General features: G+C 40.5%; 25 protein-coding genes and 1 pseudogene. 12 read left to right on the top strand and 14 right to left on the bottom strand.

Going from position 1 to position 25,122, the window contains the following annotated elements; all coding sequences use genetic code 11:
- Positions 1-7: 7 nt before the first annotated feature.
- The 9 genes from tolQ to CC99x_RS11265 form a co-directional block, all read right to left on the bottom strand.
- Positions 8-727 (bottom strand): protein TolQ, encoded by a 720-nt coding sequence (gene tolQ / locus CC99x_RS11225; protein ID WP_057624227.1) that lies wholly within the window; start codon positions 725-727, stop codon positions 8-10.
- A complete protein-coding gene (locus tag CC99x_RS11230; RefSeq protein ID WP_057624228.1) occupies positions 724-1,146 on the bottom strand; it encodes a YbgC/FadM family acyl-CoA thioesterase in 423 nt (140 codons plus the stop codon). The genes tolQ and CC99x_RS11230 overlap by 4 nt, the downstream gene beginning before the upstream one ends.
- A 2-nt stretch (positions 1,147-1,148) precedes the next feature.
- A complete protein-coding gene (gene ruvB, locus CC99x_RS11235; protein ID WP_057624229.1) occupies positions 1,149-2,183 on the bottom strand; it encodes a Holliday junction branch migration DNA helicase RuvB in 1,035 nt (344 codons plus the stop codon).
- Complete coding sequence (ruvA, locus tag CC99x_RS11240; protein ID WP_057624230.1) at positions 2,180-2,779, bottom strand: Holliday junction branch migration protein RuvA; 600 nt, start codon at positions 2,777-2,779, stop codon at positions 2,180-2,182. Before ruvA ends, ruvB begins: the two co-directional genes overlap by 4 nt.
- Entirely contained in the window at positions 2,776-3,270 is a 495-nt protein-coding gene (gene ruvC, locus CC99x_RS11245; RefSeq protein WP_102134510.1) for a crossover junction endodeoxyribonuclease RuvC, read from the bottom strand. Before ruvC ends, ruvA begins: the two co-directional genes overlap by 4 nt.
- Positions 3,271-3,404: 134 nt before the next feature.
- Positions 3,405-4,151: a YebC/PmpR family DNA-binding transcriptional regulator gene (locus tag CC99x_RS11250; RefSeq protein ID WP_057624231.1), complete on the bottom strand. Its 747-nt coding sequence runs from the start codon at positions 4,149-4,151 to the stop codon at positions 3,405-3,407.
- A gap of 31 nt (positions 4,152-4,182) precedes the next feature.
- Positions 4,183-4,635, bottom strand: coding sequence for a dihydroneopterin triphosphate diphosphatase (gene nudB / locus CC99x_RS11255; protein WP_057624232.1), 453 nt, complete (start codon positions 4,633-4,635; stop codon positions 4,183-4,185).
- A complete protein-coding gene (aspS, locus tag CC99x_RS11260; RefSeq protein ID WP_057624233.1) occupies positions 4,625-6,406 on the bottom strand; it encodes an aspartate--tRNA ligase in 1,782 nt (593 codons plus the stop codon). The genes nudB and aspS overlap by 11 nt, the downstream gene beginning before the upstream one ends.
- Before the next feature lie 54 nt (positions 6,407-6,460).
- Positions 6,461-6,700 (bottom strand): FmdB family zinc ribbon protein, encoded by a 240-nt coding sequence (locus CC99x_RS11265; protein ID WP_057624234.1) that lies wholly within the window; start codon positions 6,698-6,700, stop codon positions 6,461-6,463.
- A gap of 195 nt (positions 6,701-6,895) precedes the next feature.
- Between CC99x_RS11265 and CC99x_RS11270 the strand changes: the two genes are divergently transcribed.
- From CC99x_RS11270 to CC99x_RS11320, 12 genes and pseudogenes are all read left to right on the top strand, one after another.
- On the top strand, positions 6,896-7,192 hold the full coding sequence (locus tag CC99x_RS11270) for a hypothetical protein (protein WP_057624235.1): 297 nt from the start codon (positions 6,896-6,898) through the stop codon (positions 7,190-7,192).
- A 38-nt stretch (positions 7,193-7,230) separates the two neighbouring features.
- A complete protein-coding gene (locus tag CC99x_RS11275; RefSeq protein WP_057624236.1) occupies positions 7,231-8,850 on the top strand; it encodes a two-component system sensor histidine kinase NtrB in 1,620 nt (539 codons plus the stop codon).
- A 25-nt stretch (positions 8,851-8,875) separates the two neighbouring features.
- On the top strand, positions 8,876-10,204 hold the full coding sequence (locus tag CC99x_RS11280; RefSeq protein WP_057624237.1) for a sigma-54-dependent transcriptional regulator: 1,329 nt from the start codon (positions 8,876-8,878) through the stop codon (positions 10,202-10,204).
- Positions 10,188-10,262, top strand: a pseudogene (locus CC99x_RS13060) (prepilin-type N-terminal cleavage/methylation domain-containing protein); the annotation flags it as partial. The gene CC99x_RS11280 and the pseudogene CC99x_RS13060, both read left to right, overlap by 17 nt.
- Positions 10,263-10,280: 18 nt before the next feature.
- The gene (locus tag CC99x_RS11285; RefSeq protein ID WP_259596687.1) at positions 10,281-10,685 is read left to right on the top strand and encodes a GspH/FimT family pseudopilin; all 405 of its coding nucleotides are present in this window, start codon (positions 10,281-10,283) and stop codon (positions 10,683-10,685) included.
- A gap of 64 nt (positions 10,686-10,749) precedes the next feature.
- Positions 10,750-11,283 carry a GspH/FimT family pseudopilin gene (locus CC99x_RS11290; RefSeq protein WP_057624239.1) on the top strand — a complete coding sequence of 178 codons (534 nt, stop codon included), beginning with the start codon at positions 10,750-10,752 and terminating at the stop codon, positions 11,281-11,283.
- A gap of 178 nt (positions 11,284-11,461) precedes the next feature.
- Positions 11,462-12,061 (top strand): type IV pilus modification protein PilV, encoded by a 600-nt coding sequence (gene pilV, locus CC99x_RS11295; protein WP_057624240.1) that lies wholly within the window; start codon positions 11,462-11,464, stop codon positions 12,059-12,061.
- Entirely contained in the window at positions 12,058-12,846 is a 789-nt protein-coding gene (locus tag CC99x_RS11300; protein WP_057624241.1) for a PilW family protein, read from the top strand. The genes pilV and CC99x_RS11300 overlap by 4 nt, the downstream gene beginning before the upstream one ends.
- A 6-nt stretch (positions 12,847-12,852) precedes the next feature.
- The gene (locus CC99x_RS11305) at positions 12,853-13,389 is read left to right on the top strand and encodes a pilus assembly PilX family protein (RefSeq protein ID WP_057624242.1); all 537 of its coding nucleotides are present in this window, start codon (positions 12,853-12,855) and stop codon (positions 13,387-13,389) included.
- Between the two features lie 8 nt (positions 13,390-13,397).
- Positions 13,398-17,249: a pilus assembly protein gene (locus CC99x_RS11310; RefSeq protein WP_057624243.1), complete on the top strand. Its 3,852-nt coding sequence runs from the start codon at positions 13,398-13,400 to the stop codon at positions 17,247-17,249.
- A 6-nt stretch (positions 17,250-17,255) separates the two neighbouring features.
- Positions 17,256-17,744, top strand: coding sequence for a hypothetical protein (locus CC99x_RS11315; RefSeq protein WP_141651887.1), 489 nt, complete (start codon positions 17,256-17,258; stop codon positions 17,742-17,744).
- A gap of 27 nt (positions 17,745-17,771) precedes the next feature.
- A complete protein-coding gene (locus CC99x_RS11320; protein ID WP_057624245.1) occupies positions 17,772-18,167 on the top strand; it encodes a type IV pilin protein in 396 nt (131 codons plus the stop codon).
- Between the two features lie 30 nt (positions 18,168-18,197).
- Here CC99x_RS11320 and ispH read toward each other — a convergent pair whose 3' ends face one another.
- The 5 genes from ispH to murJ are packed head-to-tail and all read right to left on the bottom strand — an operon-like array spanning position 18,198 to position 25,097.
- Complete coding sequence (gene ispH, locus CC99x_RS11325; protein WP_057624246.1) at positions 18,198-19,202, bottom strand: 4-hydroxy-3-methylbut-2-enyl diphosphate reductase; 1,005 nt, start codon at positions 19,200-19,202, stop codon at positions 18,198-18,200.
- Entirely contained in the window at positions 19,199-19,699 is a 501-nt protein-coding gene (gene lspA / locus CC99x_RS11330; protein ID WP_057624247.1) for a signal peptidase II, read from the bottom strand. The genes ispH and lspA overlap by 4 nt, the downstream gene beginning before the upstream one ends.
- Positions 19,700-19,730: 31 nt before the next feature.
- On the bottom strand, positions 19,731-22,562 hold the full coding sequence (gene ileS, locus CC99x_RS11335; RefSeq protein WP_200953429.1) for an isoleucine--tRNA ligase: 2,832 nt from the start codon (positions 22,560-22,562) through the stop codon (positions 19,731-19,733).
- A 35-nt stretch (positions 22,563-22,597) separates the two neighbouring features.
- Complete coding sequence (locus CC99x_RS11340) at positions 22,598-23,530, bottom strand: bifunctional riboflavin kinase/FAD synthetase (protein WP_057624248.1); 933 nt, start codon at positions 23,528-23,530, stop codon at positions 22,598-22,600.
- Positions 23,531-23,546: 16 nt separating this feature from the next.
- On the bottom strand, positions 23,547-25,097 hold the full coding sequence (murJ, locus tag CC99x_RS11345; protein ID WP_057624249.1) for a murein biosynthesis integral membrane protein MurJ: 1,551 nt from the start codon (positions 25,095-25,097) through the stop codon (positions 23,547-23,549).
- Between the last annotated feature and the right edge of the window lie 25 nt (positions 25,098-25,122).

Consider the following 25,122-nt stretch of genomic DNA (forward strand, 5'->3'; position numbering starts at 1 on the left):
ACAGCTCCTATCTTAAAATAGCCGTTTCAGTCTCTGCTTTGCTATCGCTTGAATCTGTAGCATAAAGCTTACGATGCAGTACATTTGAAAATTCATCGGCTAAATTATCATAACGTCGCATCAAATCTTGTACACGAAAACTGAGGCGGTTATAGGCATAGACCGCAGGAATGGCTGCAAATAAGCCTAAAGCCGTTGCGACCAGCGCTTCAGAAATACCAGGCGCAACCATTGCAAGCGTTGCTTGCTGAACATTGCCGAGTGCTCTAAACGCTGTCATTACACCCCATACGGTTCCAAATAAACCAACGTATACGCTAATGGAACCAACGGAAGAGAGAAAGGATAAATGCGCTTCTAATTGCTGCTCTTCTTTAGACAATTCAACACGCAATACTCTGTCTGTACCATCCATAATGGCTTGTGGTAATGCATCTTGATTGTACAATTTAAGAAATTCTCTTAAACCTGATTTGAAGATTTGCTCAATACCCGTCACAGCGTGACGTTTAGAGGCTAAATAATTATAAAGTTGATTGAGATCGTAATTGCCTTGAAAACGCTCTTCAAAGTCATTTAACCATTTTCTTGCTTTAAGCAAAGCTGAACCACGTTGAAAAATAATGGTCCAAGATAAAATAGAAATGATTAATAAAATAACCATCACAAATTGAACCAAGAGGCTCGCATCTGTAAATAAAGTAACCAAAGATAAGTCAGCTTTCACTCTTTAATCTCCCCTAAAATACGCTCAGGTATTGCACAAGGTTTATACTGTAAATCTGTACACACAATAACGACGTCGCCTGAACAGACCAATGTCTCAGGGCGCGCTACATCAATAAAAATATTTTGCTTAAAATGCATGCTTGCTCGACCAAACTTAGTAATTTTTGTTGCTACCGTCAAGGATTGCTCCAATCTGGCGGGTCTTTCGTAAGAAATACTCGCAGCACGTACCAAAAACTGTACCTTATCTTGAGCAATGATATCGCTTAGTCTAATGCCTTTTTGCTGTAGAAAAATAGTTCTGGCACGCTCCATAAATTTTAAATAGTTTGCGTGATATACAACACCCGCTGCATCTGTATCTTCATAAAAAACAGTGACGGGGTAATAAAATGTGGGCTGCATTGCGTCTATCATCTTCAAAGATCTTTTTTAGGCGTCAAGCCAAAATGCAAATAAGTTTTTTCAGTTACTTTTCTGCCTCTTGGGGTGCGAATCAAGTAACCTTGCTGAATTAAATACGGCTCAATCACATCTTCGATGGTATCTCTGACTTCTCCAATGGCAGCAGATAAACTATCTAAGCCAACCGGCCCTCCATCGAACTGTTCAATTGCGCAGCGCAGTAATTTTCGGTCTAGTATATCAAAACCAAGACCATCTACCTCTAATAAATTTAAAGCCAACTTTGCAACCGCCTCTGTAATGCTACCTTGCGCCTCTACCTCAGCTACGTCACGTACACGTCGCAATAATCGGTTTGCAATTCGAGGTGTTCCACGCGCACGCTTTGCAATTTCTTGTGCGCCTTTTAGATCAATGGGAATTTTGAACACATCCGCGCTTCTTTGCACAATGGTGGTTAATTCTGCATCACTGTAAAAATCTAATCGCAGCACAATACCAAACCTATCTCGCAAAGGTGAGGTTAACATGCCTGCACGTGTTGTCGCGCCAATCAATGTAAAGGGTGGCAAATCCAGCTTAATGGAACGTGCAGCCGGCCCTTCACCGATCATAATATCAATTTGCCTATCTTCCATTGCGGGATACAAAATTTCTTCGACATGAGGGCTCAGCCGATGAATCTCATCGATAAAAAGTACATCCTTAGGCTGTAAATTTGTGAGTAAGGCAGCCAGATCGCCTGCTTTTGCAATGACTGGGCCTGACGTATGCCTGATGTTAACCCCTAATTCATTTGCAACAATACTGGCTAAGGTTGTCTTGCCTAAGCCAGGAGGACCAAATACCAACATATGATCCAAAGCGTCTTGACGCATCTTAGCTGCTTCACTAAAAATCTGTAACTGCTCACAGGCTTTCTCTTGTCCAATATACTCAGACAAGTACCTAGGTCTTAATTGTTTCTCGTTTTGTTGATCAGGATAGCTTAAATTGGGATCAACTGTTCGTATTTCTACGTCATCTTCTATGAAAGCTTGTTTGCTCATGCTCTGGCAAGTCCTTGTAAGGCAACTTTGATCATATCTTCACAGGCCAGTGATTTATCTTTTATCTTATTGACCGCACTTTCGGCATCTTTGTTTTTATAACCCAATGCAACCAATGCTTGTATTGCCTGATGTATGGGAGACACAAGTTCATCACCACTGTTAGAGGATAGTAGATCACTACCGTATTGCCATTTATTTTTCTTGTCTTGCAACTCAACAATAATACGCTGTGCTGTTTTGGGGCCAATACCAGGAATTTTCTGCAAATTATCAATATCTGCTCGACTAATGGTAGCCTTCAAATCTTGGGTGGTCATGCCTGAAAGCAAAGCCAAAGCTGCTTTTGCACCGATCCCATTTATTTTAATAAAATCTTGAAAAAGCCTGCATTCCTCTTTCGTCAAAAAACCATATAAAGACTGTGCATCTTCTCGAACAATAAAATGGGTATGCAAAATAATTTCTTGCTCCGTCATGGGCAAATAATAGAAAGTACTCATCGGCACTTGTAATTGATAGCCAACCCCCATCACATCAACCAAGATCCACGGTGGCGCTTTTTCAATCAACAAACCTCTTATTCTTCCAATCATGGTATCCCCCAGGGTTGGTGACTGTGTAAATGGCAAATAGCGATAGCTAAGGCATCTGCTTCATCTGCTTGTGGATTCTCCGTTAAACGTAACAGAAATTTCACCATGTGTTGCACTTGCGCTTTCATACCATTGCCTGAACCCACCACCGCCTGCTTAATTTGCTTAGGCGCATATTCATAAATAGGTAATTGATGAGCCACAGCCGCTGCAATCGCAACCCCTCTGGCTTGACCTAATTTCAAAGCACTCTGTGCATTTTTGTGCACAAACACTCTTTCAATCGCAATTTCAGTCGGTTTAAATTCAGTAATAAAATGATGAACGGAAAAATAAAGCTGACTTAAGCGCTCTCCCATTTCTTCTTGCTTGAGCGACCAATGCCCACTGGTAATCCAGGTAGGCGCTTTTGTCCTGTCAACGGATGACACCAACCCGAAGCCCGTGATACGCGATCCTGGGTCTATGCCAAGTATTCTTTTAGCTTGCAAAAAAGCTCCTTATATAGTCACAGCACATGAGTTTTCGAGGGTGTTGTCTGCGCGCTCTCGCAATCCTCATGTACTTTTATGTACATTCCGGTTGCTCGAGGCTTGACGCCTACCCGAAAATTCATGTGCGAAGACTATAATTGCTTACCAATTGCTTCCGATATTTCTGCGTTTGAATAGACATCTTGCACATCATCTAAATCTTCTAACATGTCTATCATTTTCATAAAGGTTTGCGCATCTTCTAAATCATCCAATGCAACAGTAACCATTGGCACCATATTGATTTCAGAGTCTTCAGGTTTCAAGCCTTTTGCTATCATCTGATCAACAACAACATTTAAACTTTCAGGCGCAGTATTAATAATAAAACTACCATCTTCTTGACGCACCACATCTTCTGCACCGGCGTCAATGGCAACTTCCATCAAGGTATCTTCATCCATTTTAGAACTAAAATAGATTTGCCCATATTTATTAAAATTAAAGGCAACGGATCCAGTCGTGCCTAAATTACCACCCATCTTTGTAAAGGCATGGCGCACATCTGATACCGTACGATTACGATTATCGGTCAAGCAATCAACAATCACAGCAACACCATTAGGACCATATCCTTCATAGCGAATTTCTTCTAAATTTTGATCATCTCCCCCACCAACACCGCGCTTAATCGCACGATCAATGGTATCTCGAGTCATATTTTGACCCAGCGCTTTATCAATAGCGGTTCTTAATCGAGGATTTGATGCAGCATCACCTCCTCCTATTTTTGCGGAGACAGTGATTTCACGAATCAACTTAGTAAAAATCTTACCTCGCTTAGCATCTTGAGCACTTTTCCTATGCTTGATGTTAGCCCACTTACTATGACCTGCCATTACCTACCTCTTGTAATCGATTTACCTTTAATTATTTAACGAAATTTTTAATTGCAGATTGGTTAGAGGGTGAGGCCATTATTCTAATCGCCTCCTCCTTTGGCAACCAACAATATTTTGTATGTTCATGGCTTATACAAATGTGCTGAGGTGTCCTCATCACAAAACAAAATACATGTTCCAAGTTAGTCGTTACACCTGGTGCATAACGATGTAACCACTGCGGATAAATTGCAAAATAGGCTGAATGCTGACAATCGACCAAGGTGCCATCTGCTTCGCACAAGCCTGTTTCCTCATATAGCTCCCGTAGTGCCGCTTCCTGTGGCCGTTCTCCCTCCAGTAAACTCCCTGTCACCGATTGCCAAAAGTCCGGGTAATCTGTTCGCAAAAGGCATAACACCTCTTGCGTCACAGAATAGACAACCACTAACACAGATTCAGGTCGTTTGACTTCAGAATGTGCTGATAGCTTATTTTCCAGGACTAACCTCTGCTATTTTGACACCCAATTCTTTTAATTGCTGCGGATCAACTGTGCTGGGTGCATTGGTCATCATACAACTTGCGGTTTGAGTCTTTGGAAATGCAATCACATCTCGAATAGAGGTTGAGTTTGTCATTAGCATTACCAATCTATCTACCCCAAAGGCTAAACCACCATGTGGAGGGCAACCATATTCCAAGGCTTCCAATAAGAAACCAAATTTTTCTTTGGCTTGCTCTGGATTAATGCCCAAAATATCAAAAATACACTGCTGCATTTGAGGGTTATTGATACGAACAGACCCGCCTCCCACTTCCATGCCATTTAAAACCATATCATAGGCGCGGGAATACAGTTTCTCTGGATTTGCTTTGATCTCTTCTGGATCGTTGGTATTGGGTGCTGTAAAAGGATGATGTTGTGCTTCAAAGCGTTTCTCTTTTGGATTGTATGCAAACATGGGAAAGTCAACGACCCATAATGGCTGCCATGCCGCATTCACCAAGTTTAGATCCAAACCTATCTTCACACGCAACGATCCCATGGACTCAGAAACAATCGCACTATCACCTGCCCCAAAGAATAACATATCGCCATCTTGTGCATTTATTTGTTTCAGCAAAGCATTCACAATGGTATCGCCCAAGAATTTAACAATCGGAGATTGGCAGCCTTGTGCACCCTGAGAAACATCGTTTACCTTGATATAGGCTAAACCTTTCGCGCCATAGATGCTGACATAATTTGTGTAATCGTCTATTTCTTTACGAGACAATTTGCCACCTTGTGGCACTTTCAAAACAACAACACGCCCCTTAGGATCATTGGCTGCTTGACTAAACACTTTGAAATCAGAGGTTTTAACCAAATCAGCAATGTCCACAAGTTCTAGGGGAATGCGTAAATCTGGTTTATCCAGCCCAAAACGACGCATCGCCTCATCATAGGGCATTTTGATAAAAGGGGTTGGTAGCTCAACATTTAACAGAGTCTTAAATAAACCAGAGATCATTTCTTCCATGATCGCCATGATTTCAAACTCATCTAAAAATGAGGTTTCAATATCAAGCTGTGTGAATTCCGGTTGTCTATCCGCTCTTAAATCCTCATCCCTAAAACAGCGCACAATCTGATAATATCTATCAAAACCCGCCATCATAAGGATCTGCTTAAATAACTGTGGCGATTGCGGTAAGGCAAAGAAATTTCCAGGGAAGGTGCGAGAAGGCACTAAATAGTCTCTTGCCCCTTCGGGTGTCGCTTTGGTTAAGAAGGGTGTTTCTATGTCCAAAAAGCCGTTTGAATCCAAGAAATTTCTAAAATACTGTGATACTTTGGCGCGCAGATGGATCTTTTTCGCCATCTCTGGGCGCCTTAAATCCAAATAGCGATATTTTAAACGTGCCTCTTCTCCAACCTCGTGGTAATTATCCAACATGAAAGGCGGCGTTTTAGACGCATTTAAAATTTCAAGCGAATCAACCACAACCTCAATTTTACCCGTTGCCAAATCTTGATTTTGGGTACCTTCAGGGCGAGACTTTACAACCCCTTCAATTTTAAGTACAAATTCATTTCTAATTTTTTCAGCAATAGTAAATGCTTGTTTATTATCAGGATTGATAACAACCTGTACCAGCCCTTCCCTATCTCTTAAGTCAATGAATACCACGCCACCATGATCACGACGCCGATGCGCCCAACCATAGAGCGTTACCTTTTTATCCAGAAACTTTTCTGTAATGTTGCCACAATAATCCGTGCGCATAGAATTGGCCTTATATTTAGTTGGATTTGTTTTGCTTAGCCAGACAGAATGACGCTACTTGGAAGCGGCTGCAGGCTCATCCTTTGTCAGAACATTTCTTTGTTTTTCTTTAGGTTTCTCGTCTGTTTCATAATAACCCTGACCACTAAAGCGCACTTTAGGGGCAGAAACCAGCCGAGCCAAGGTATTCTGACCACAGCCTTGGGGACAAGCCTGATCTATGGTTTCATTCATTCCATGCAAGATTTCAGTCTCATGGTGACAAACAGAGCATCGATATTCGTAAATGGGCATCTCAAAAACCTCTTCAACCTTTTTTGCTGGGAAAATTATAACATGTTTATCTTTTACATAAAGATAAGTGACAAACTCCTTGATGAGAAACTATCGATCAAATTAAATGTGTAAATACAAAGATTAATGGCTAAAACTTACATATAATGATGTTTCAAGTAGAAAATAAGTTTGAATAATTACTTTTGGAAGAAAATGCTAGTTCGTATACTCATGTTTTTCTTAATTCTATGGTTATTTGCGGTAGGCGCAATTTGGTTTGCTATCCGACAAATTAAAAGCTGGTTTAGCGGTACACGCGCTGGAACACAACGATCTTCGGGGGCTAACCACTCAAACACGCAGCATAACCAAAGTGGCAACCAAGCCAAACAACAAAAACCACTGGCTGCACAACTGGTTAAATGTGCAAAATGCGAGAGCTATATACCTGTTGAGCAAGCCATATTGGAAAATAATTGTTACTATTGTGATCCACCTTGTGATAATTAATATACCCAAAACAGATGGGAAGGGTCATTAGGATTTTTATGTTGCCACTTAAGGACATCGCGGCACACTCTGACACAGTAAACCCAAGCAAAGAGCTTTGGAAGACCTTACAACTTTATTCTATTTATCGATTTATTTTGTCGGCGACCTGCCTCGTCATCGCCTATCAAAACAAACTCATACCCGTCTTTGGACAATTTTCAGAAGGTCATCCCACGCTCTTTTTGCAAACCAGTGCTGCTTATCTGCTCTTTGCGATCTTTAACCTACTCATCAGTTTAATTCAAAAACCCAACTACTCTATACAAGCCAACTTAGGAATCTTCTTAGAAATCGCTTTTCTCATTATTATCATGCATGCCTGCGGTGGCGTGTTATCCGGCATGGGGCTGCTCTTCATTATTCTCGCTGCAGCACATAGTATTCTTTATCCGGGTAAATTATCTTTTCTAAGCGCTGCGCTTATTAGTATTAGCCTCTTGTTGGAATATTTTTATGCCAATACTGATGGCTATAATCTGTTAAATTCTTCCAATCAAGTCGGATTATTAGGTCTCATTGTTTTTGCAACCTCTCTTTTAACAAATTTTTTATCGCTAAAAGCACGAAAAAATCAGGCTATTATTCTACAACAAGCAAAGCAATTAGCCTCTTCTTTTCAATTGAACTCTTTTATTGTCGACTTGATGCAACAAGGCGTTATTGTCCTTGATAATGATCAGAATATTCGGATCATTAATTTATCTGCCCAAAAACTTCTGGGTATTCCAATGAGCCAAAAAATTCAACGCTTATCTGAGCTACCCAGTAGTTTTCAACACTGTGTACTCGCTTGGTTAATGAAACAAAAAAATCTTTCCCCCATACAAATAACCCCCATGCACCCTAAAGTACGATTAGATTTTCAATCGATTGATCCTAACAATACTCCGGGATTGATTATTTTTATTTATGATTTTCAAGCCGAAACCCGCAAAGCTCAAGATCTTAAACTCAGCTCTTTAGGACATTTAACGGCTAATATTGCGCATGAGCTTAGAAATCCGCTAGGCGCAGCAAGTCATGCGGCTCAAATTCTTATGGAATCCGAAGATCTCAATCAAGAAAATGCAAATCTTGCGGGCATGATTCAACAAAACTGCGAACGTATGAATCAAGTGATTAAAAATGTGCTCTCTATCTCAGGTCAAAAATCAAATATCAAAGTACTTGAATTGAACAGCTGGATTAAAGAAAACATTCATCATTTGAAATTTACACAATATCCAAATGCACAAATCATCTTTTCTCCCAGCGAAGAAGATCTCTGGGTAGGTGTTGATCCCAGTCAACTGATGCAGATTATCGTCAATCTGTGTGAAAATGGTTTACGCTATAGCGAAAAGAAAATTGGCAAGCCGACGGTAAGCTTACATACTCAATCAGGGATCCATCCTCATGGTGTCTACTTGGATATCATCGATCAAGGAGATGGCATACCCGAAGAGAATAGGGATTTTGTATTTGAACCTTTCTTTACAACCGAAAAAACAGGCACAGGTTTAGGTTTGTATTTAGCAAGAGAATTAAGTCAAATTAATGGCGCGCACATTGACTATTGTCAAAGCGCATTAGGCTCTCAATTTCGCATTATTTTTCCACATGAAATAAATATTTAAAGGTAGCTTATACACTAAGGTGCATATGAATAGAAAATCTATTTTAATCGTTGATGATGAGCCAGATATTTGTCAACTACTCGGCATAACACTCTCAAAGATGGGGCTTGAAACACAAACTGCCTCTACTTTTGATTCTGCTCAAAAATTATTATGCCATCAACAATTTGATTTATGTTTAACGGATATGCGCCTACCTGATGGAAATGGGCTGGATCTAGTGCGTCATATTCAAAATAACTCACCGCACACACCAGTCGCTGTTATTACCGCACATGGAAAAATGGAAACGGCCATTCAAGCTATGAAATTAGGTGCTTTTGATTTTATTAATAAACCTGTCGATCTAAAAATATTAAGAAATTTAATAGAAGATGCACTGAATATCAATTACAGTTCAGATAGTAAATCCTTCAATTTAATTGGTGAAAGTGAATGTATTCTTCAACTCAAAACACAAATTGAAAAAATAGCAAGAAGCCAAGCGCCTGTTTATATCAGTGGACAATCCGGTGTGGGCAAAGAACTGGTTGCGCGCCTAATTCATCAAAACAGCCCAAGAAGAGAAAAACCATTTATTCCTGTAAATTGTGGCGCAATCCCGATTGAACTCATGGAAAGTGAATTTTTTGGCCATAAAAAAGGCAGCTTCACAGGTGCGCATCAAGATAAAATGGGTTTTTTTCAAGCAGCGCATCAAGGCACGCTGTTTCTCGATGAGGTTGCCGATCTCCCGCCCAACATGCAAGTTAAATTATTACGTGGTATTCAAGAAAAATCTTTTCGACCCGTCGGCGACACAAAAGAGCACAGTGCAGATGTGCGTTTTTTATGTGCGACACATAAAGATTTAAGCAAACTTGTACAAACTGGTTTTTTTAGAGAAGATTTATTTTATCGATTAAATGTCATTGAAATAAAGGTTCCCTCGCTGATACAGCGCATTAATGATATTCCACTACTTGTCACCTATATTTTAAAGAAAATTATTCCAAACGATGTCACTATACCCAAAGTATCAGTCGAAACCTTGGAAGCATTAAAACAATATTCTTTTCCAGGTAATATTCGAGAACTAGAGAATATTCTAGAAAGAGCTTATACCTTAAGTGATGGCAAAGAAATTCTAACAACAGATTTACAATTACCACTTCAAGCACGCAAAATGCATTCTCATGATTTTAATATGTCTTTAGATGAACATTTAGAACAGGTAGAAAAAGAAGCTATTTTAAAAGCATTGGACGAAACAAAAGGTAACAAAACTTTGGCCGCTAAATTATTAGGCGTTACTTTCCGCACCTTAAGGTATCGCCTCAAGAAGCTAGGCATTGATGATGATTCGGAGAGTTAAAGGCTTTTCCATATTTGAATTATTAATAACACTCAGCATCCTTGCCATTATCATAGGAATGTCTAGTAACACATTTGTGGATCGTATACAAAAAGAATCCAGCGAAACCATCGTACAACAAATATTTCACAGTTTGCATTTTGCACGCATGGAAGCAATCAAAGGCAATCGAGTGGTTAGTGTATGTGGTACAAGTGATTTTCAAAATTGTAGTTTAGATTGGACGCAAGGCAGCATGGTATACATCGATGTTAATCGGGATGGAAAATTCTCTCCAGAAGATATTGTGCTCAGAATAAATAAACACAAGCCCAATATAGTTCAAGTGACATCCGGTAAAGTGATCTCCATTAAATACGCACCCAATGGAAGATGCACGACACGCAGCACACTCACCATACACAGTAACAACATACCTGCATGCAAGATTGTGGTTTATGACAGTGGTCGTGCACGTATCGAATATGGTCTCAAGACTTAAAAGTAGGTGACGGCATAAAATTTAAAACTTGCAGCTTAAGCCCAATTCATCTATTCCATAAAGTATGAATATCGATCCCAAAAACCGTGGTTTTACACTCATTGAATTGATTGTAAGCGTTTCTCTTTTGGCCATCACAATTGCATTTGCGGCGCCTTCTTTTGTGGCAGTCATTCAAAATAACCGCTCTGTTAATTTGACCAACGATCTGATTGGCAGTCTTAACATGGCTCGAAGTGAAGCTATCAAACGAGGCTTAAGTGTCTCGGTCTGTGCTGCGAGCAATCAAAATTTTAACAGCTGTGGTAATAACTGGAATCAAGGCTGGATCGTTTTTGTGAATCCTGATGAAAATAACACATTCGCCAATAATGCCACAGAGCCGATAGTTCGACTGCAACAAATACATACCCAATCTGCCGATATTAGCTTGAGTCCCACCGGTATAATTACTTATACCAGTAATGGCTTTGCTGCCTCTACCAGTGCCAACAAGCGCTTTAGCATTTCCTCTCATAATTGTACGGGTAATAATGCACGCCGCATTACAATTTCGCCAACCGGACGTGCCATTCTCACACAAACGGCCTGCCCCTAATTACTTGGTATTTTCAAACATAACCCTTCTACTGTATATTTTAGCGTTTTTTTCATAACTTATCCCTCATTCCTTGCCTCTTATCTGCGATTTTTAGCATCTACAACCACTCCGAACTATACCTAGTAATGAGGCAAATTCTCTTCTTAGCATGTGTATTGAATGGAGTGTGTATTTAATGTCAGACAGCATTGGTTGCAAAATATCGGGTTTCACCTTACTTGAAGTACTCATCGCAGTGCTCGTCTTTTCAATCGGCTTACTCGGCTTAGCCAGCTTACAGGTAACAGGACTGAAATTGGGACATGACTCTGCATTACGCTCTGTGGCAACCATCGCAGCCAGTGATATTGCAGACAGAATGCGCACTAACTTGCCTGCTTTAGCACGAGGCACTGGAAGCCCATACAATAACCCCGCAGCAAACATGACTGGAAATCCTAACTGCTTGGGCAAAAATGCTTCAGGGGTAGCAATCAATACACAGTGTGATTCGAATGCAATGGCATTACATGATTTTTATGAATGGTATGCAAGCCTCCGAGGTCAAACGGCGACAAGCTGGCACCCTCAAATACGCCAAATTCTACCAGCAGGTGATGGTATTGTTTGTATTGACAGTACCCCCAATGATGGCGTACCCAGTAATCCACAATGTGATGGAATTGTTACAACAGCAGGTAGGCCTGTTTTTACCATTAAAATTTGGTGGCGAGAAAGAAAAGATGAAACATCACCAGGCACTTTACAACGATTTGTCACGAGTTTATCACTATGAATATAAATAAGCACAGTGGTTTCTCCATTCTTGAAATTATGGTCGCAATCACGATCAGCCTCATTTTATTACTAGGCATTTTGCAAATTTTTGTCAGTAATAAAAATACTTATCGCCTCCAAAATAATCTCGCCATCTTACAAGAAAATGGCAGATTCTTGCATGAGTATTTAAATAAAGTCATACGCAATACCGCTTTTAGAAGCCCTGTGCTAAATCAACAGTTTGTTACTTTAGATAATGTTTTTAGCGCCAGTATGGGATTTATCTCTGGCACAGATAATACCGGACCCAATGGTAGCGATGTTTTAATCGTTCGCTTTCAAGGCAGTGGCACAGGTTCAGGAACCCCCGATAATACAATCAGAGATTGCCTCAATCGTGGCGTTGATGCGCTCACGATTGCAACCAATACCATTTCTCTTAACGCCAATAATCAATTAACTTGTCGCGCTCAAAATGCAAATGGTGCTCCCGCTGATGATACGCAAGTTATTCTAGACGATGTTGAAAATTTTCAAGTGCTTTATGGCGAAGATCTGAATAATGATAAGACACCCGATAGATTTGTGTCCGCCAACCATCCTTCGCTCAATTTTAATAATGTTGTCGCTGTAAAACTTGCCATTCTCTTAAGAAGCACAGAACAAAATAATCCTGTAGCCGATTCAAAAGCTTACAATCTATTAGGAACGCTGCACACAGCGGGTGGAGACAGATTTACCCGTCAAATACTGAGTTTCACCATCATGCTACGAAATGCGGTCACTGAAGTCGCTTTGTGAGGATTTATGAAAGTCATTTTTATTAGGTCTGAAAAATATGAAAAAGGTGTTATCCTAATCACTGGACTTATTTTACTGTTGATCGTCACTCTAATAGGCATAACCAGTATGCAATCTGTCATATTGTCTGAAAAAATGACTTCTAATATGAGAGATACCAGTATTGCATTCCAAGCCACTGAAAGCGCTTTATCAGATGGAGAACGCTGGATAAAATCACAAGCCGCAAAACCGGATGCAGTTGCATCTTGTACATCTAGCCCTTGTAATGTCTGGCAAAACAGCACACTTTCCAATATTTATACAAACTCCCCAAGCTGGTGGCAAAGCAATGCAAGACCTTATTCGACGAGCCTCTATGGCATCCATACGCAACCCTATTTTATCATTCAAGAATATGGATTTGTGCCCTATGAGCTTTCACCTGATGCACGTTCAAAAGGAGCGGGCTATCATTATTATCGCGTGACAGCGCGAGGCACAGGTGAGGTTGATACAACGAAAACAATGATTGAATCAATCTATGCAACACAATTTAATTAGAGAATCTTATGAACAAAGCGCTGAAACTATTGGCAATACCCTGTTTACTACATAGCAGCATTTCACAAGCTGCACTACTTGGATTGACCGATACCCCCTTATTTTTAGGTACATCCGTTGATCCCAATGTATTTTTTGAAGTAGATGATTCCGGCTCAATGGATTGGGAAGTATTAACAAAACCGTACTGGAATGTATGTGCTTATGATCCACGTGCAACCGGCTCTTTTTCAAGTGCAACGACCTGTGGCACAACCGTTGATAATAGTTTAGTGCGCAGTTATGGAAATAACAATTTCCGCTATTTCTCTTATATATATAACAACAATGACAATCTCTATACCGATAACTGTTCAAATACGGATTACAATTCAATAGAAAGCTGCAGCTCTGCTGGCACAAAAGAATGGCGTGTTTATTCTTCTGATCTCAATTTTACTTATTATAATCCTGAGAATAGCTATACACCTTGGGCAGGTGCCTGCTTAACAAACGGCACCTTATGCAGTAACGCAACCTTTACCGCAGCAAGAAGCAACCCTCGACAAGGCACCAGTGGTTATTCTCTTACCAAAAATCTGAGTGGCGCAATTTATCATGTTTGGATTGACACACGAGGTTATAGAGAAAGTGATGGCAGACCATTACGCGCCTCTGCGGTTAATGCAACCAATACACCTAATGGTGAGGTAGATCTCTGGGATGCGCACTACTCTATCGAGTTAAATTCAAATAATGCTGAAATTCGCAGAATCACTTATGACCCCAAAACCAATACGATTGGTGAAACAAGTACGCTAGAAGCCACCTTGACCAATACCAGTGCTTGCTACAATATTCTTGGCTCATCAACACTCGTAAGACAGATCTTCAACAACACACTGAGCGTAACCAGCACAGGTGCCGATGGTTGCAGAACGATTACAGAAGCCAAACAAAACTTTGCAAACTGGTATCAATACAGCAGAAAACGCTCACTGGCTGCCAAAGGCGCCATCAGTACGGTTATTAATCAATACCCCAATTTTCGCTATGGATTAAGCGTTATTAATGACTACCAATCTTTATTTCATCAAGTACCTGCCAGTAATGTCACCAATTATACTTCGCACAATGCAGCATTGCTCTCTAATCTTTACGGCTATCGCTGGCAAGCATTAGGCACGCCCTTACGCAATGGATTGAACCGTACTGGACAATACTTTGATAATACTTTATCTGGATACACCAATCCCATTGTTTACAGCTGCCAACAGAATTTTACGGTTTTATTAACGGATGGATTCTGGAGCGAAACCAACCCTACGGGTGGCCCTGGTGACGATGATAAAGATGGTATTTCTCTTACCCTTGCCGATGTCGCAAAATATTATTATGACAAAGATTTAAGCCCCTTGCCCAACAACGTTATTCCAAGTGCCGCTGATCCCGCAACACACCAACATATGGTCACCTATACCGTTGCATTTGGCGTATCTGGATTATTGGTAGATACAGATGGAGACAAATGGCCTAATCCTCCTTTAATAGAAAGCAGTAATTGGGGCAACCCTTATAATTCAGATCCTGAAAAGATTGATGATTTATGGCATGCTGCCTATAACTCCAAAGGAACCTTTGTTAAAGCACAAACACCGAATGCATTGGCAGCTGAACTTGGCAATGCACTCGCCAATATTACCAATCGCATTAGCTCAGCAGCTACTGTCGCACAAAACTCTACTGTTCTTAATACCGATTCACAAGTTTATCAAGCACGGTTTGACAGCAGCCAATGGCGAGGTGAATTACTGGCCTTTGCTATCTCTCCTACCGGCAAGCTTGCACAAACTCCGAGTTGGAATGCCGATTGCAAACTAACAGGAGGTGCTTGTATTTTACCGCTCATGGATGCAAGCAGCAATCCAGGCACACCGCATGCACAACGAAAAATTATCACACGCGCTTTCAATGAAAGTAATCAAGGCACAGCTTTTCAATGGCCAAGTAATTATACAACACTCAAAGTCAGCGGTAGTCTGCCACAAAGGATCGCTGATTTTCTGCAATATGCACCTTATAACGCAAATACAACAACAGCCACTGAGATCACAGCAAACCAGGCTTATGGTGATAAACTCATCAAATATCTACGTGGCAATCGTGCAGATGAGCAACAAAATGGCAGTAGCTATGCCTTTAGAAATCGACAAGGCTTGTTGGGCGATATTATCAACTCTGATCCTTTGTTTGTTGGACCTCCTAATCGATATTATCCATCAACCTTAGAAAGCGCTAGTTACGACAGCTTCAGAACACAATATGCAAATCGCCAAAGCATCGTGTATACCGGCAGCAATGATGGAATGCTACATGCTTTCCGCGCAGATACAGGTCAAGAAGTACTTGCTTATATTCCTGGTGATAGAAGATTGTATAAAAATTTATCTGAATTATCGAAAACAACTTACACCCATAAATTTACCGTCGATGGCTCTCCCACTGAAGCAGATGTTTTTATCAATGGCAGTTGGCGCACAATCTTAACAGGCGGCCTCAGAAAAGGCGGTCAAACAGTTTATGCCCTTGATATCACTGATCCCTCTCAATTTACGGAAAGCAATGCTTCTCAATTATATTTATGGGAATTTTCCGATGTAAATGATGCAGATCTAGGATATATCTACGGCAATGTAAAAATTGCAAAAGTACGATACAACTCAACAACAACAAAATGGGCTGTTATTTTCGGTAACGGCTATAATAATTCTGAAGATGATGGTTATGCCAGCCCAACAGGGAAAGCAGCGCTGTATATACTGTTTATTGAACGAGGCACAGATGGTACTTGGACAGCAGACACGGATTACATAAAAATCCCAGTGGGCACAGGCTCAACCACAACTCCCAATGGATTAAGCGAACCATATGTTGTTGACATAGATGGTGATTATGTTGCCGACTATATTTACGCGGGCGATCTTAAAGGCACGCTCTGGAAATTTGATTTAACAAGCACCACGCCTACTCAGTGGAAAACCAGCGCCACGGCTTTATTCACCGCACAGCAAACAAGCTCAGGTGATCAAGCCATTACCACAGCGCCTATTGTTGGACCTCATCCCACAGGCTTAAAGCAGGGCGTTATGGTTTATTTTGGAACAGGAAAATTTTTAGAAAAAACAGATAATGTTTCAACAGGTGCGGTCACCCAAGCCTTCTACGGAATTTGGGATAAACTCGATGGCAGCACAGTAAACAAATCTCAATTATTGCAACAAAGTATATTGCAAGAATTAGCCATTAATGTAGATACAAACGGAGATAATGTGACAGATACCACTACTTCCGTTAGACAGATCAGTGCCTTGTCCATCAACTGGGCTGCGCCTACACGTGCGGGCGATCCTACCCAACATCGTGGCTGGTATATCAATCTAATTGCGAAAGGGGCAGCTTCCAATTATGGTGAAAGGCAAATCTCAAAAGCATTGCTTCGCAATAATAATGTAATATTCACAACTTTACTTCCCTCTAGCTCTGCCTGCGATTTTGGTGGCAGTTCTTGGATCATGGAATTAGATGCGGCTTCTGGTGGTCAGCCCAAAACCACACCCTTTGATTTAAACAATGATGGTGTCTTTGATAGCATCGATTACATCAATGTCGGTGATACAAATGGTGATGGCAAAGATGATTTTGTGCCTATCGGTGGTCAAAAATCATCTGTCGGTATCACACCCACACCAGCGGTATTTTTGTCTGGCGATAAGTCTAAAGAAATAAAAGTATTAAGTGGCTCCATGGGATTAAATACCCTAACAGAGAATCCTGGTACAGGTCCTCTGGGTCGCCAAAACTGGAGACAAATTCTGCAATAGGAACTCATGATGAAAAAAATATACTCACAACAGATGATTTTTCAGGTAGACGCACAGCCTCCGAGCAACCAGAGTGTATATAAAATACATGAAGATTGCGAGGTAGATGCAGGCAACAACCCTGAAAATTCATCTGTGAAGGGTATATATGCTTTTTTTTGCCTCTTGTGTAGCCTGATATTTTATATCAATCCTGTAATAGCCAAACCAGAAACAATGAATATGACAGGCGTACAATATCAAGGGGTTATTACAATGCTCGATCCTGAAGCAGGACAAATAGACATTAACCAAAAACCCTTTGCATTAGCAACACCGCTTAGGGTCACTACAGCTGATAAAACCATTGTCAATACATCCGTGCTTGCCAGTGGACAACTGGTTGAATTTTGGCTAGATGGACAGGCTGCTAAACAAAATACTGAATTACCATATGCAACCATTCATCAACTTCGTATAATCTCTGATGTGAATCCACAGACTATCACACACTGACGATATTTATCTTAGAAAGGCACTGACATGAAAAAAATATATGGATTTAGTTTAATGGAATTGATGATTGCAGTGACGATTGTAGGCATTATTGCGGCAATTGCATTTCCAAGCTATACCCAACATGTGCAACGTACACGCCGTTCAGATGGACAAGCCGCATTACTCAATCTTGCTGCACGAATGGAGCATTATTACACTGAAAACAATACTTATGTTGGAGCAACCACACCCGCAGCGGTTGGCGCAAATACAAATTCCCCAGAAGCTTTTTATACACTTTCTATTTCTAATTTATCTGCAACAAGCTTTACACTCACAGCAACTCCTGTTGCAGGTGGCCCACAAGCAACAGATGCTTGTGGTGCATTGACATTAACAAATACAAATTTGAAGGGACCGACAACAGCGAATTGCTGGTAATCTATAGCCACAGCACATGACTATGCGATGTTAACTCACCGTCTCTAGCACAGTGTTGACCGCTTTAAAAGGATTATGAATTGGCACATCTCTTAATTCTTTTGGCATGGAAAAAGTCATATTTTCGTCAATACCTTTGACATTATTGACTTTCACTACCTTAAATCTTGATTGTATAGCTTGAATGATTTCAGTCACTAAGATCTCAGGCGCCGATGCACCGGCTGTAATGCCAATGTTATTTACGCCCTCAAACCACACCCAATCTAACATTGCAGCATCATCAATTAAGAAACTTCTTGTACCACAATGCTCTGCTAATTCTTTTAAACGATTTGAATTTGAACTATTGGTTGAACCAACCACCAACACAATATCACACAATTTTGCCAATTCTTTTACAGCGTCTTGGCGATTTTGCGTTGCATAGCAAATATCATCCCGTTTGGGTCCTTGGATCTCTGGATACTTCGATTGTAGAGCAGCAATGATTTGTTTGGTATCCTCTACAGACAAGGTTGTTTGTGTGACATAGAATAAATTGGAGGGATCTTTCACAGAGAGCTTTTCAACATCTTGTATATTCTCTACCAGGTAAATACCACCAGCCTTATTCTCATATTGCCCCAGCGTTCCCTCAACTTCAGCATGACCTGCATGCCCAATCAACACACATTCATAACCTTTCTTGCTCTGACGTGCAACTTCCATATGTACTTTTGTCACCAATGGGCAGGTTGCATCAAAAACTAATTGCAAATTTCTGCTTTTTGCTTCTTCTCGCACAGCTTGCGATACACCATGTGCACTGAAAATAACAATACTCTGCTCCGGTACTTCACATAACTCATCCACAAAGACAGCGCCTTGCTCACACAAACTTTTTACCACATAACGATTATGTACCACCTCATGACGCACATAAATCGGCGGACCATATTTTTGTAATGCAGCCTCAACAATATCAATTGCTCTATCGACACCTGCACAGAAACCTCTTGGGTTGGCTAAGAATATCTGAACTGCTTTGCTCATGCTTTTACCTTTGGTGATTTTTTTTCTTCAAAAATAATGGTTTTTAATAACAATATGGCACCTACCGTAATAAAACTATCAGCGATATTAAAAGTCCACCAGTGCCAATTTTTATAGTAACAATCAATAAAATCAATCACATGCCCATGCATAAATCTGTCAATAATATTGCCTAAGGCACCCCCTAAAATTAGCACTAAGGCACTACACACCCATTTATCAGTGCGAGGTGTCTTATAGAGCCATACACTAATAAAAATAGTAATTGCAATCGCAATACCTAATAAGATAAATCGTGTGATTAATAAATTATCATTATTAAACATACCAAAAGCGATACCATAATTATGCGCCAAGGTTAAGCGCAAACCTGGTACTAATGGTATTGTTTCACCTACGCTCAGTGTTTTTAATATCCAGCTTTTGGTTAATTGATCTAGCAACACCAAAAAAGGTACCCAGATAAACCATCGTAATGATGTTGTTTTTTCTTTCATTTCTCAAAGTCTCTCAACTTATTTTAGATAATTAGGCATACAATCGCTGCTCGCCCTTTTGATGTGTATCAATATTCTCAACACAACGACCACAAATTTCAGGAAAATCTGGGTTTTTGTTTACATCTTCTCTGCGATGCCAGCATCGCTTGCATTTGGGATGATGAGAAGCAACGATGGTTACAGCCAATCCTGCAATCTCTGTCTCTATGGCATGAGTCGGCTTTTGAGACATGGGTCGAAGCTCTGCCTTTGAAGTAATCAACAAGAATCGCAACTCATCTTCGAGTTTAGTTAACAACGAATACAATGTGTCATCTGCATATAAAGTGATCTCTGCTTCTAATCCTGCACCAAATGTCCCTTTTGCACGTTCAGACTCAATTGCCTTATTCACTGCATCACGAATAGCTATCATTTCTTGCCAGAAATCATTATTAAATTCAGTTTCTGTGGGTAATGGCTTTAGTGCTTTGTGCCAAGTTGATAGAAAGACGGACTCTGTTGTTGCATCGGGCAATATTTCCCAAATTTCTTCTGCGGTAAAACTCAAAATCGGTGCCATCCATTTCACTAAGGCATGTACAACATGGTACATCGCACTTTGTGCAGATCGTCTTGCATGGCTGTTCTCGCGCAGCGTATATTGTCGGTCTTTGATAACATCCAAGTAGAAGCTACCTAATTCTAATACACAGAAATTGTGTATTTTTTGGTAAACTGTATGAAACTGACATTCGTCAAACGCTTTTATAATATCTTCTTGAATGTAATAGGCTCTATCCACTATCCATTTATCAAGCGGCAACATTTCATCAATCTGAATTTGATGTTGGTGCGAAAAACCACTTAAATTGCCCAACAAAAATCGAGCTGTATTACGAATACGTCGATACGCATCACTGGTACGTTTTAAGATCTCATCAGAAACATGTAGTTCACCTTTATAATCTGTCGCAGCAACCCATAAGCGCAGCACATCTGCGCCTAAAGCCTTGATGACTTTATCTGGCGCAACGACATTTCCCAAAGATTTAGACATCTTTCGGCCTAATTGATCAACGGTAAAACCATGTGTTAACACAGATTCATAAGGTGCTTGTCCATCAATTGCAACAGCAGTCAACAAAGAAGATTGGAACCATCCCCTATGTTGATCCGAACCTTCTAAAAACAATTGCGCAGGATATTGCAATTCTTTGCGGCGTTTAAGCACGCTGACATGACTTACCCCTGAATCGAACCATACATCTAAACTATCTTTTGATTTTTGATAATCCGACATATCTTTAAACGGTAAAGAAGCCATATCTAAAGCATGCCATGCCTCAATCCCTTCTTGCTCCACACGCTGAGCAACATACTCAATGATTGCAACAATGTCTGGATGAACCGCTTTGGTTTCTTTGTGCGTAAAAAGTGGGATTGGCACCCCCCACGTTCTTTGTCTAGAGATACACCAATCAGGTCGTCCTTCAATCATTAAGCTAATACGAGATTCACCCCATTCAGGGATCCAATTTACTTGCTTAATTTGTTCTAAGGCGGTTTGTCTCAGTTTGCTCTCATCCATACTAATGAACCACTGTTGTGTCGCTCTAAAAATAAGCGGCGTTTTATGACGCCAACAGTGTGGATAACTATGAGATAATTTTTCATCATGCAACAATCGATTTTTTTCTTTTAAAAGTGCAATGACTTGTTCATTTGCTTTGAAAACATGTACCCCCCCTAAAAAGGGGGTGCTTGCATAATATTTACCATTATCATCCACAGGGCCATCGAGCGCTAAGCCATATTTAATACCCAAATGATAATCATCCATACCATGCGCAGGTGCGGTATGCACAGCACCTGTACCTGCTTCTGTCGTCACATGCTCACCAAGGAGTATAGGTACATCTCGTTCATAAAAAGGGTGCTCTAGTAAAACATGCTCAGCCATCTGGCCTTTGAATGTATGAACAATGCTATATTCTTGGCAACCGTAACGAGACATACAGCTCTCAAGCAAGGATTCAATCATAATCAATGCATCAAAAGGCACGCCGTCAAGCGAAGCTTTGACAAGGACGTACTCCAATTCAGGGTTAAAGGCAACGGCCTGATTCGCAGGGAGTGTCCAAGGTGTGGTTGTCCAAATAACCACAGCCGCTGTATTGATACTCTTATCAGCGCCTATTTTTTCTAAAAGTGCTTTGGTATCTTTGACTTTAAAGCACACATCAATGGCTTCAGAAGTTTTGTCTTGATGCTCTACTTCTGCTTCTGCTAAAGCAGATCCGCACTGCGTACACCAATGCACAGGTTTAACACCTTGTTGCACGTGACCATTCTGATAAATCTGACCGAATGCGCGCATGATGTCCGCTTGGTATTGATAATCCATCGTTTTATAAGGATTGTCCCAATCGGCAATAACACCTAAGCGCTTAAAGGACTCACGTTGTACATTCACTTGAGAGTTAGCATATTCACGACATGCTTCACGAAAGGCTGCCGGCGTCAAATCTACATTGGGCTTACCTTTTGCTTTCTCGACATTTAATTCAATGGGCAAACCATGACAATCCCATCCTGGAATAAAGGGCGCATCTTTATCACTCAGTGTCTGCGCTTTAACAACCATATCTTTGAGAATTTTATTTACGGCATGACCAATATGAATATCGCCATTGGCATAGGGAGGCCCATCATTCAAAACATATTTTTCTTTGCCTTGTTGCTGAGTTCTGATTTTTTTATATAGATCTAAGTGCTGCCATTTTTTTAGAATCTCGGGTTCACGTTGCGGCAGATTAGCACGCATGGGAAAAGAGGTTTGAGGTAAATTGATAGTATCTTTGTAATCCACTTCGCTCATGATTTAGCCTTAAGTTATTCAAGCAACATTTGAATCTATAATTGAGAACTTACTTGGTTTGCGAAAAATTCTTTCGCCACTAGTGTATCATGTTTAATTCGCTCTATCAGTTCGGAAACATTCTGAAATTTCTGTTCATTGCGAATTTTTTTCAAGAATTCCACTTTCAAATACTGACCATACAAATTGCCTGTATAGTCTAAGAGATGTACCTCTACTTTTTTTCTGAAACTATTAACCGTAGGCTGATATCCTACATTACAAACTGCCGGATACTTCTGATCACCCACAATTGCCCAACAAATATAAACACCGTTTAATAAAATTGATTTAGGTGCAAGCGCAAGGTTAGCGGTTGGAAAGCCAAGTGTTCTACCTAATTTTTTGCCACTTCGAACCCGCGCTATCAAGGTAAAGGGATAACCTAATAATTGATTCGCATGCTCAATATCGCCCACAATCAATGCTTGCCGAATTTTTGAACTGCTTACTTTTTCGCCATGCACAACCACATCTGGCAACACATTGACTCTAAATCCATACTGCTGTCCCATCTTCTGCAAAAGCGCAACATTACCACGCTTCTGATGGCCAAATTGAAAATCTTGCCCCACATTCAGAACACGTACACCCAATGCCTTCACCAAATAGTCTTCCACAAAATTTTCTGCACTCAAAGTGGCCAATTTTTCATTAAAAGCTAACAATCCAAAATAGTGAATAGGCCATTTTTTTAAGAGGTGATATTTCGTTCGCAGCGGCATGATTTGATGCAAAGTTGTTGGCTTAAAATACACATAAGGCAATGGTTCAAAGCTCAGCACAACAGAAGAGATTTCTAAACTATGTGCTTGCAGGAAAGTCTTTGTAATTAAGTTTTGATGCCCTAAATGTAATCCATCGAAATTACCAATGGTTACAACAGAAGCATTTAGCGCTATCGATTGAATGTCACGAAACAACTGCATATCTATCCTTTAAGCCTTATGATTGAGAAAGCGCTCTCATATTAAAATGTGTAAATCGCAAGCCTACAACCCATAGCACAGCACCATACACAACAACCGAACCCACTACTAAAATGCCTAGCTGATACCCGCGCCATAATCCAGAATTTTCCAGCCATGCATCAGCCTCTGGGCTTAAGGCAATCAAAAAAGCAACCATACATATATTGGCAAGCACTAAGCGAAATGCATATTTCAGCCACCCTTTCAAGGGCATGTAATGTTTCAACTTGATAAGCACATATAGCAAAATGCTAAGCTGAACAACTTGAGACAAAGTCGATGCCAAAGCCAAACCAGCATGTTGAAAGGGACCAATCAAAATGAAATTAAATATAACGTTACAGCTAATCGCAACCAAAGCGACCTTTAGGGGCAGCTTAGTATTTTGGCGCGCATAAAAAGCCGATACCATGATTTTAACAACTAAAAATCCAACCAAGCCGAGAGAAAGTGCCATTAAACTATAGCTTGTCAAAATTACATCTTGCGCCGTAAAACGCCCATACTGAAATAAGGTTGATAAAATAGGCTTGGCAAGCAGAATCAAGCCGATAGTGCACGGAATGCCAATTAATAAAATAACCCTGAATGCCCAATCAATGCTCTCCGAGAAGGCATAATCATTTTTGTTTGCATATTGTTTAGAAAGATGTGGCAACACTACTGTGGCCAGCGCCACACCAAACATACCCACCGGAAATTCAAGCAACCTATCAGAATAATATAGCCAGGTTAAGCTACCTACCGGCAAAAAAGAGGCAAAAATCGTATCAACTAATAAGTTAATTTGCATCACAGAAGCACCAATGAGTGCGGGCAACATTAACTTTAATACTTTTTTCACATTCGGATCAAAAAAAGCAACTTTAGGCTTCGGCAAAAGACCTAACCTATAAATAGCGGGCAATTGAAAAAACAATTGCAAAAAGCCACCTAATAAAACGCCCCATGCAAGTGCAATGACTGGATCAGTGGTAAAACCCGTCAAATAAAGCGCTGCAAAAATCATGCTTATGTTTAACAGAACAGGTGTAAACGCTGGTAATGCAAATCGATTGTGTGCATTTTGGATCCCTGAGAAGAACGCAGTCATCGATATCAGTAGTAAATAAGGGAAGGTCCAACGAAGCATCTCAGAAGCTAAGGCAAATTGCTGAGGATTTTCATTAAATCCAGGCGCAAACAATGTAATTAAAAAGGGCGCTCCCACACAGCCCAGGATGGTAATCACCGTCAAGACCAATAATAAACAACCACAGACTCTATCAATCAAGAATTGCACTTCAGGCTGAGGCTTAACCGCAACTGTTTCACTAAGGACGGGCACAAAGGCTTGTGAAAATGCACCTTCAGCAAAGAGTCTACGCATGAAATTCGGTATCTTAAACGCCACCAAGAAAGCATCTAAACCCGCACTTGCTCCAAACATATGCGCAACCACCATATCTCGAATAAAACCCAAGATTCTGGAAAAAAATGTCATTGCACTAACTGTGCTGGTGGACTTTAATAACTGTTTGCTCATAGTGAGTGGTCGGATCCTAGTAAAG

It is taken from the genome of Candidatus Berkiella cookevillensis (assembly GCF_001431315.2).
In the GTDB taxonomy this organism is placed as follows: domain Bacteria; phylum Pseudomonadota; class Gammaproteobacteria; order Berkiellales; family Berkiellaceae; genus Berkiella_A; species Berkiella_A cookevillensis.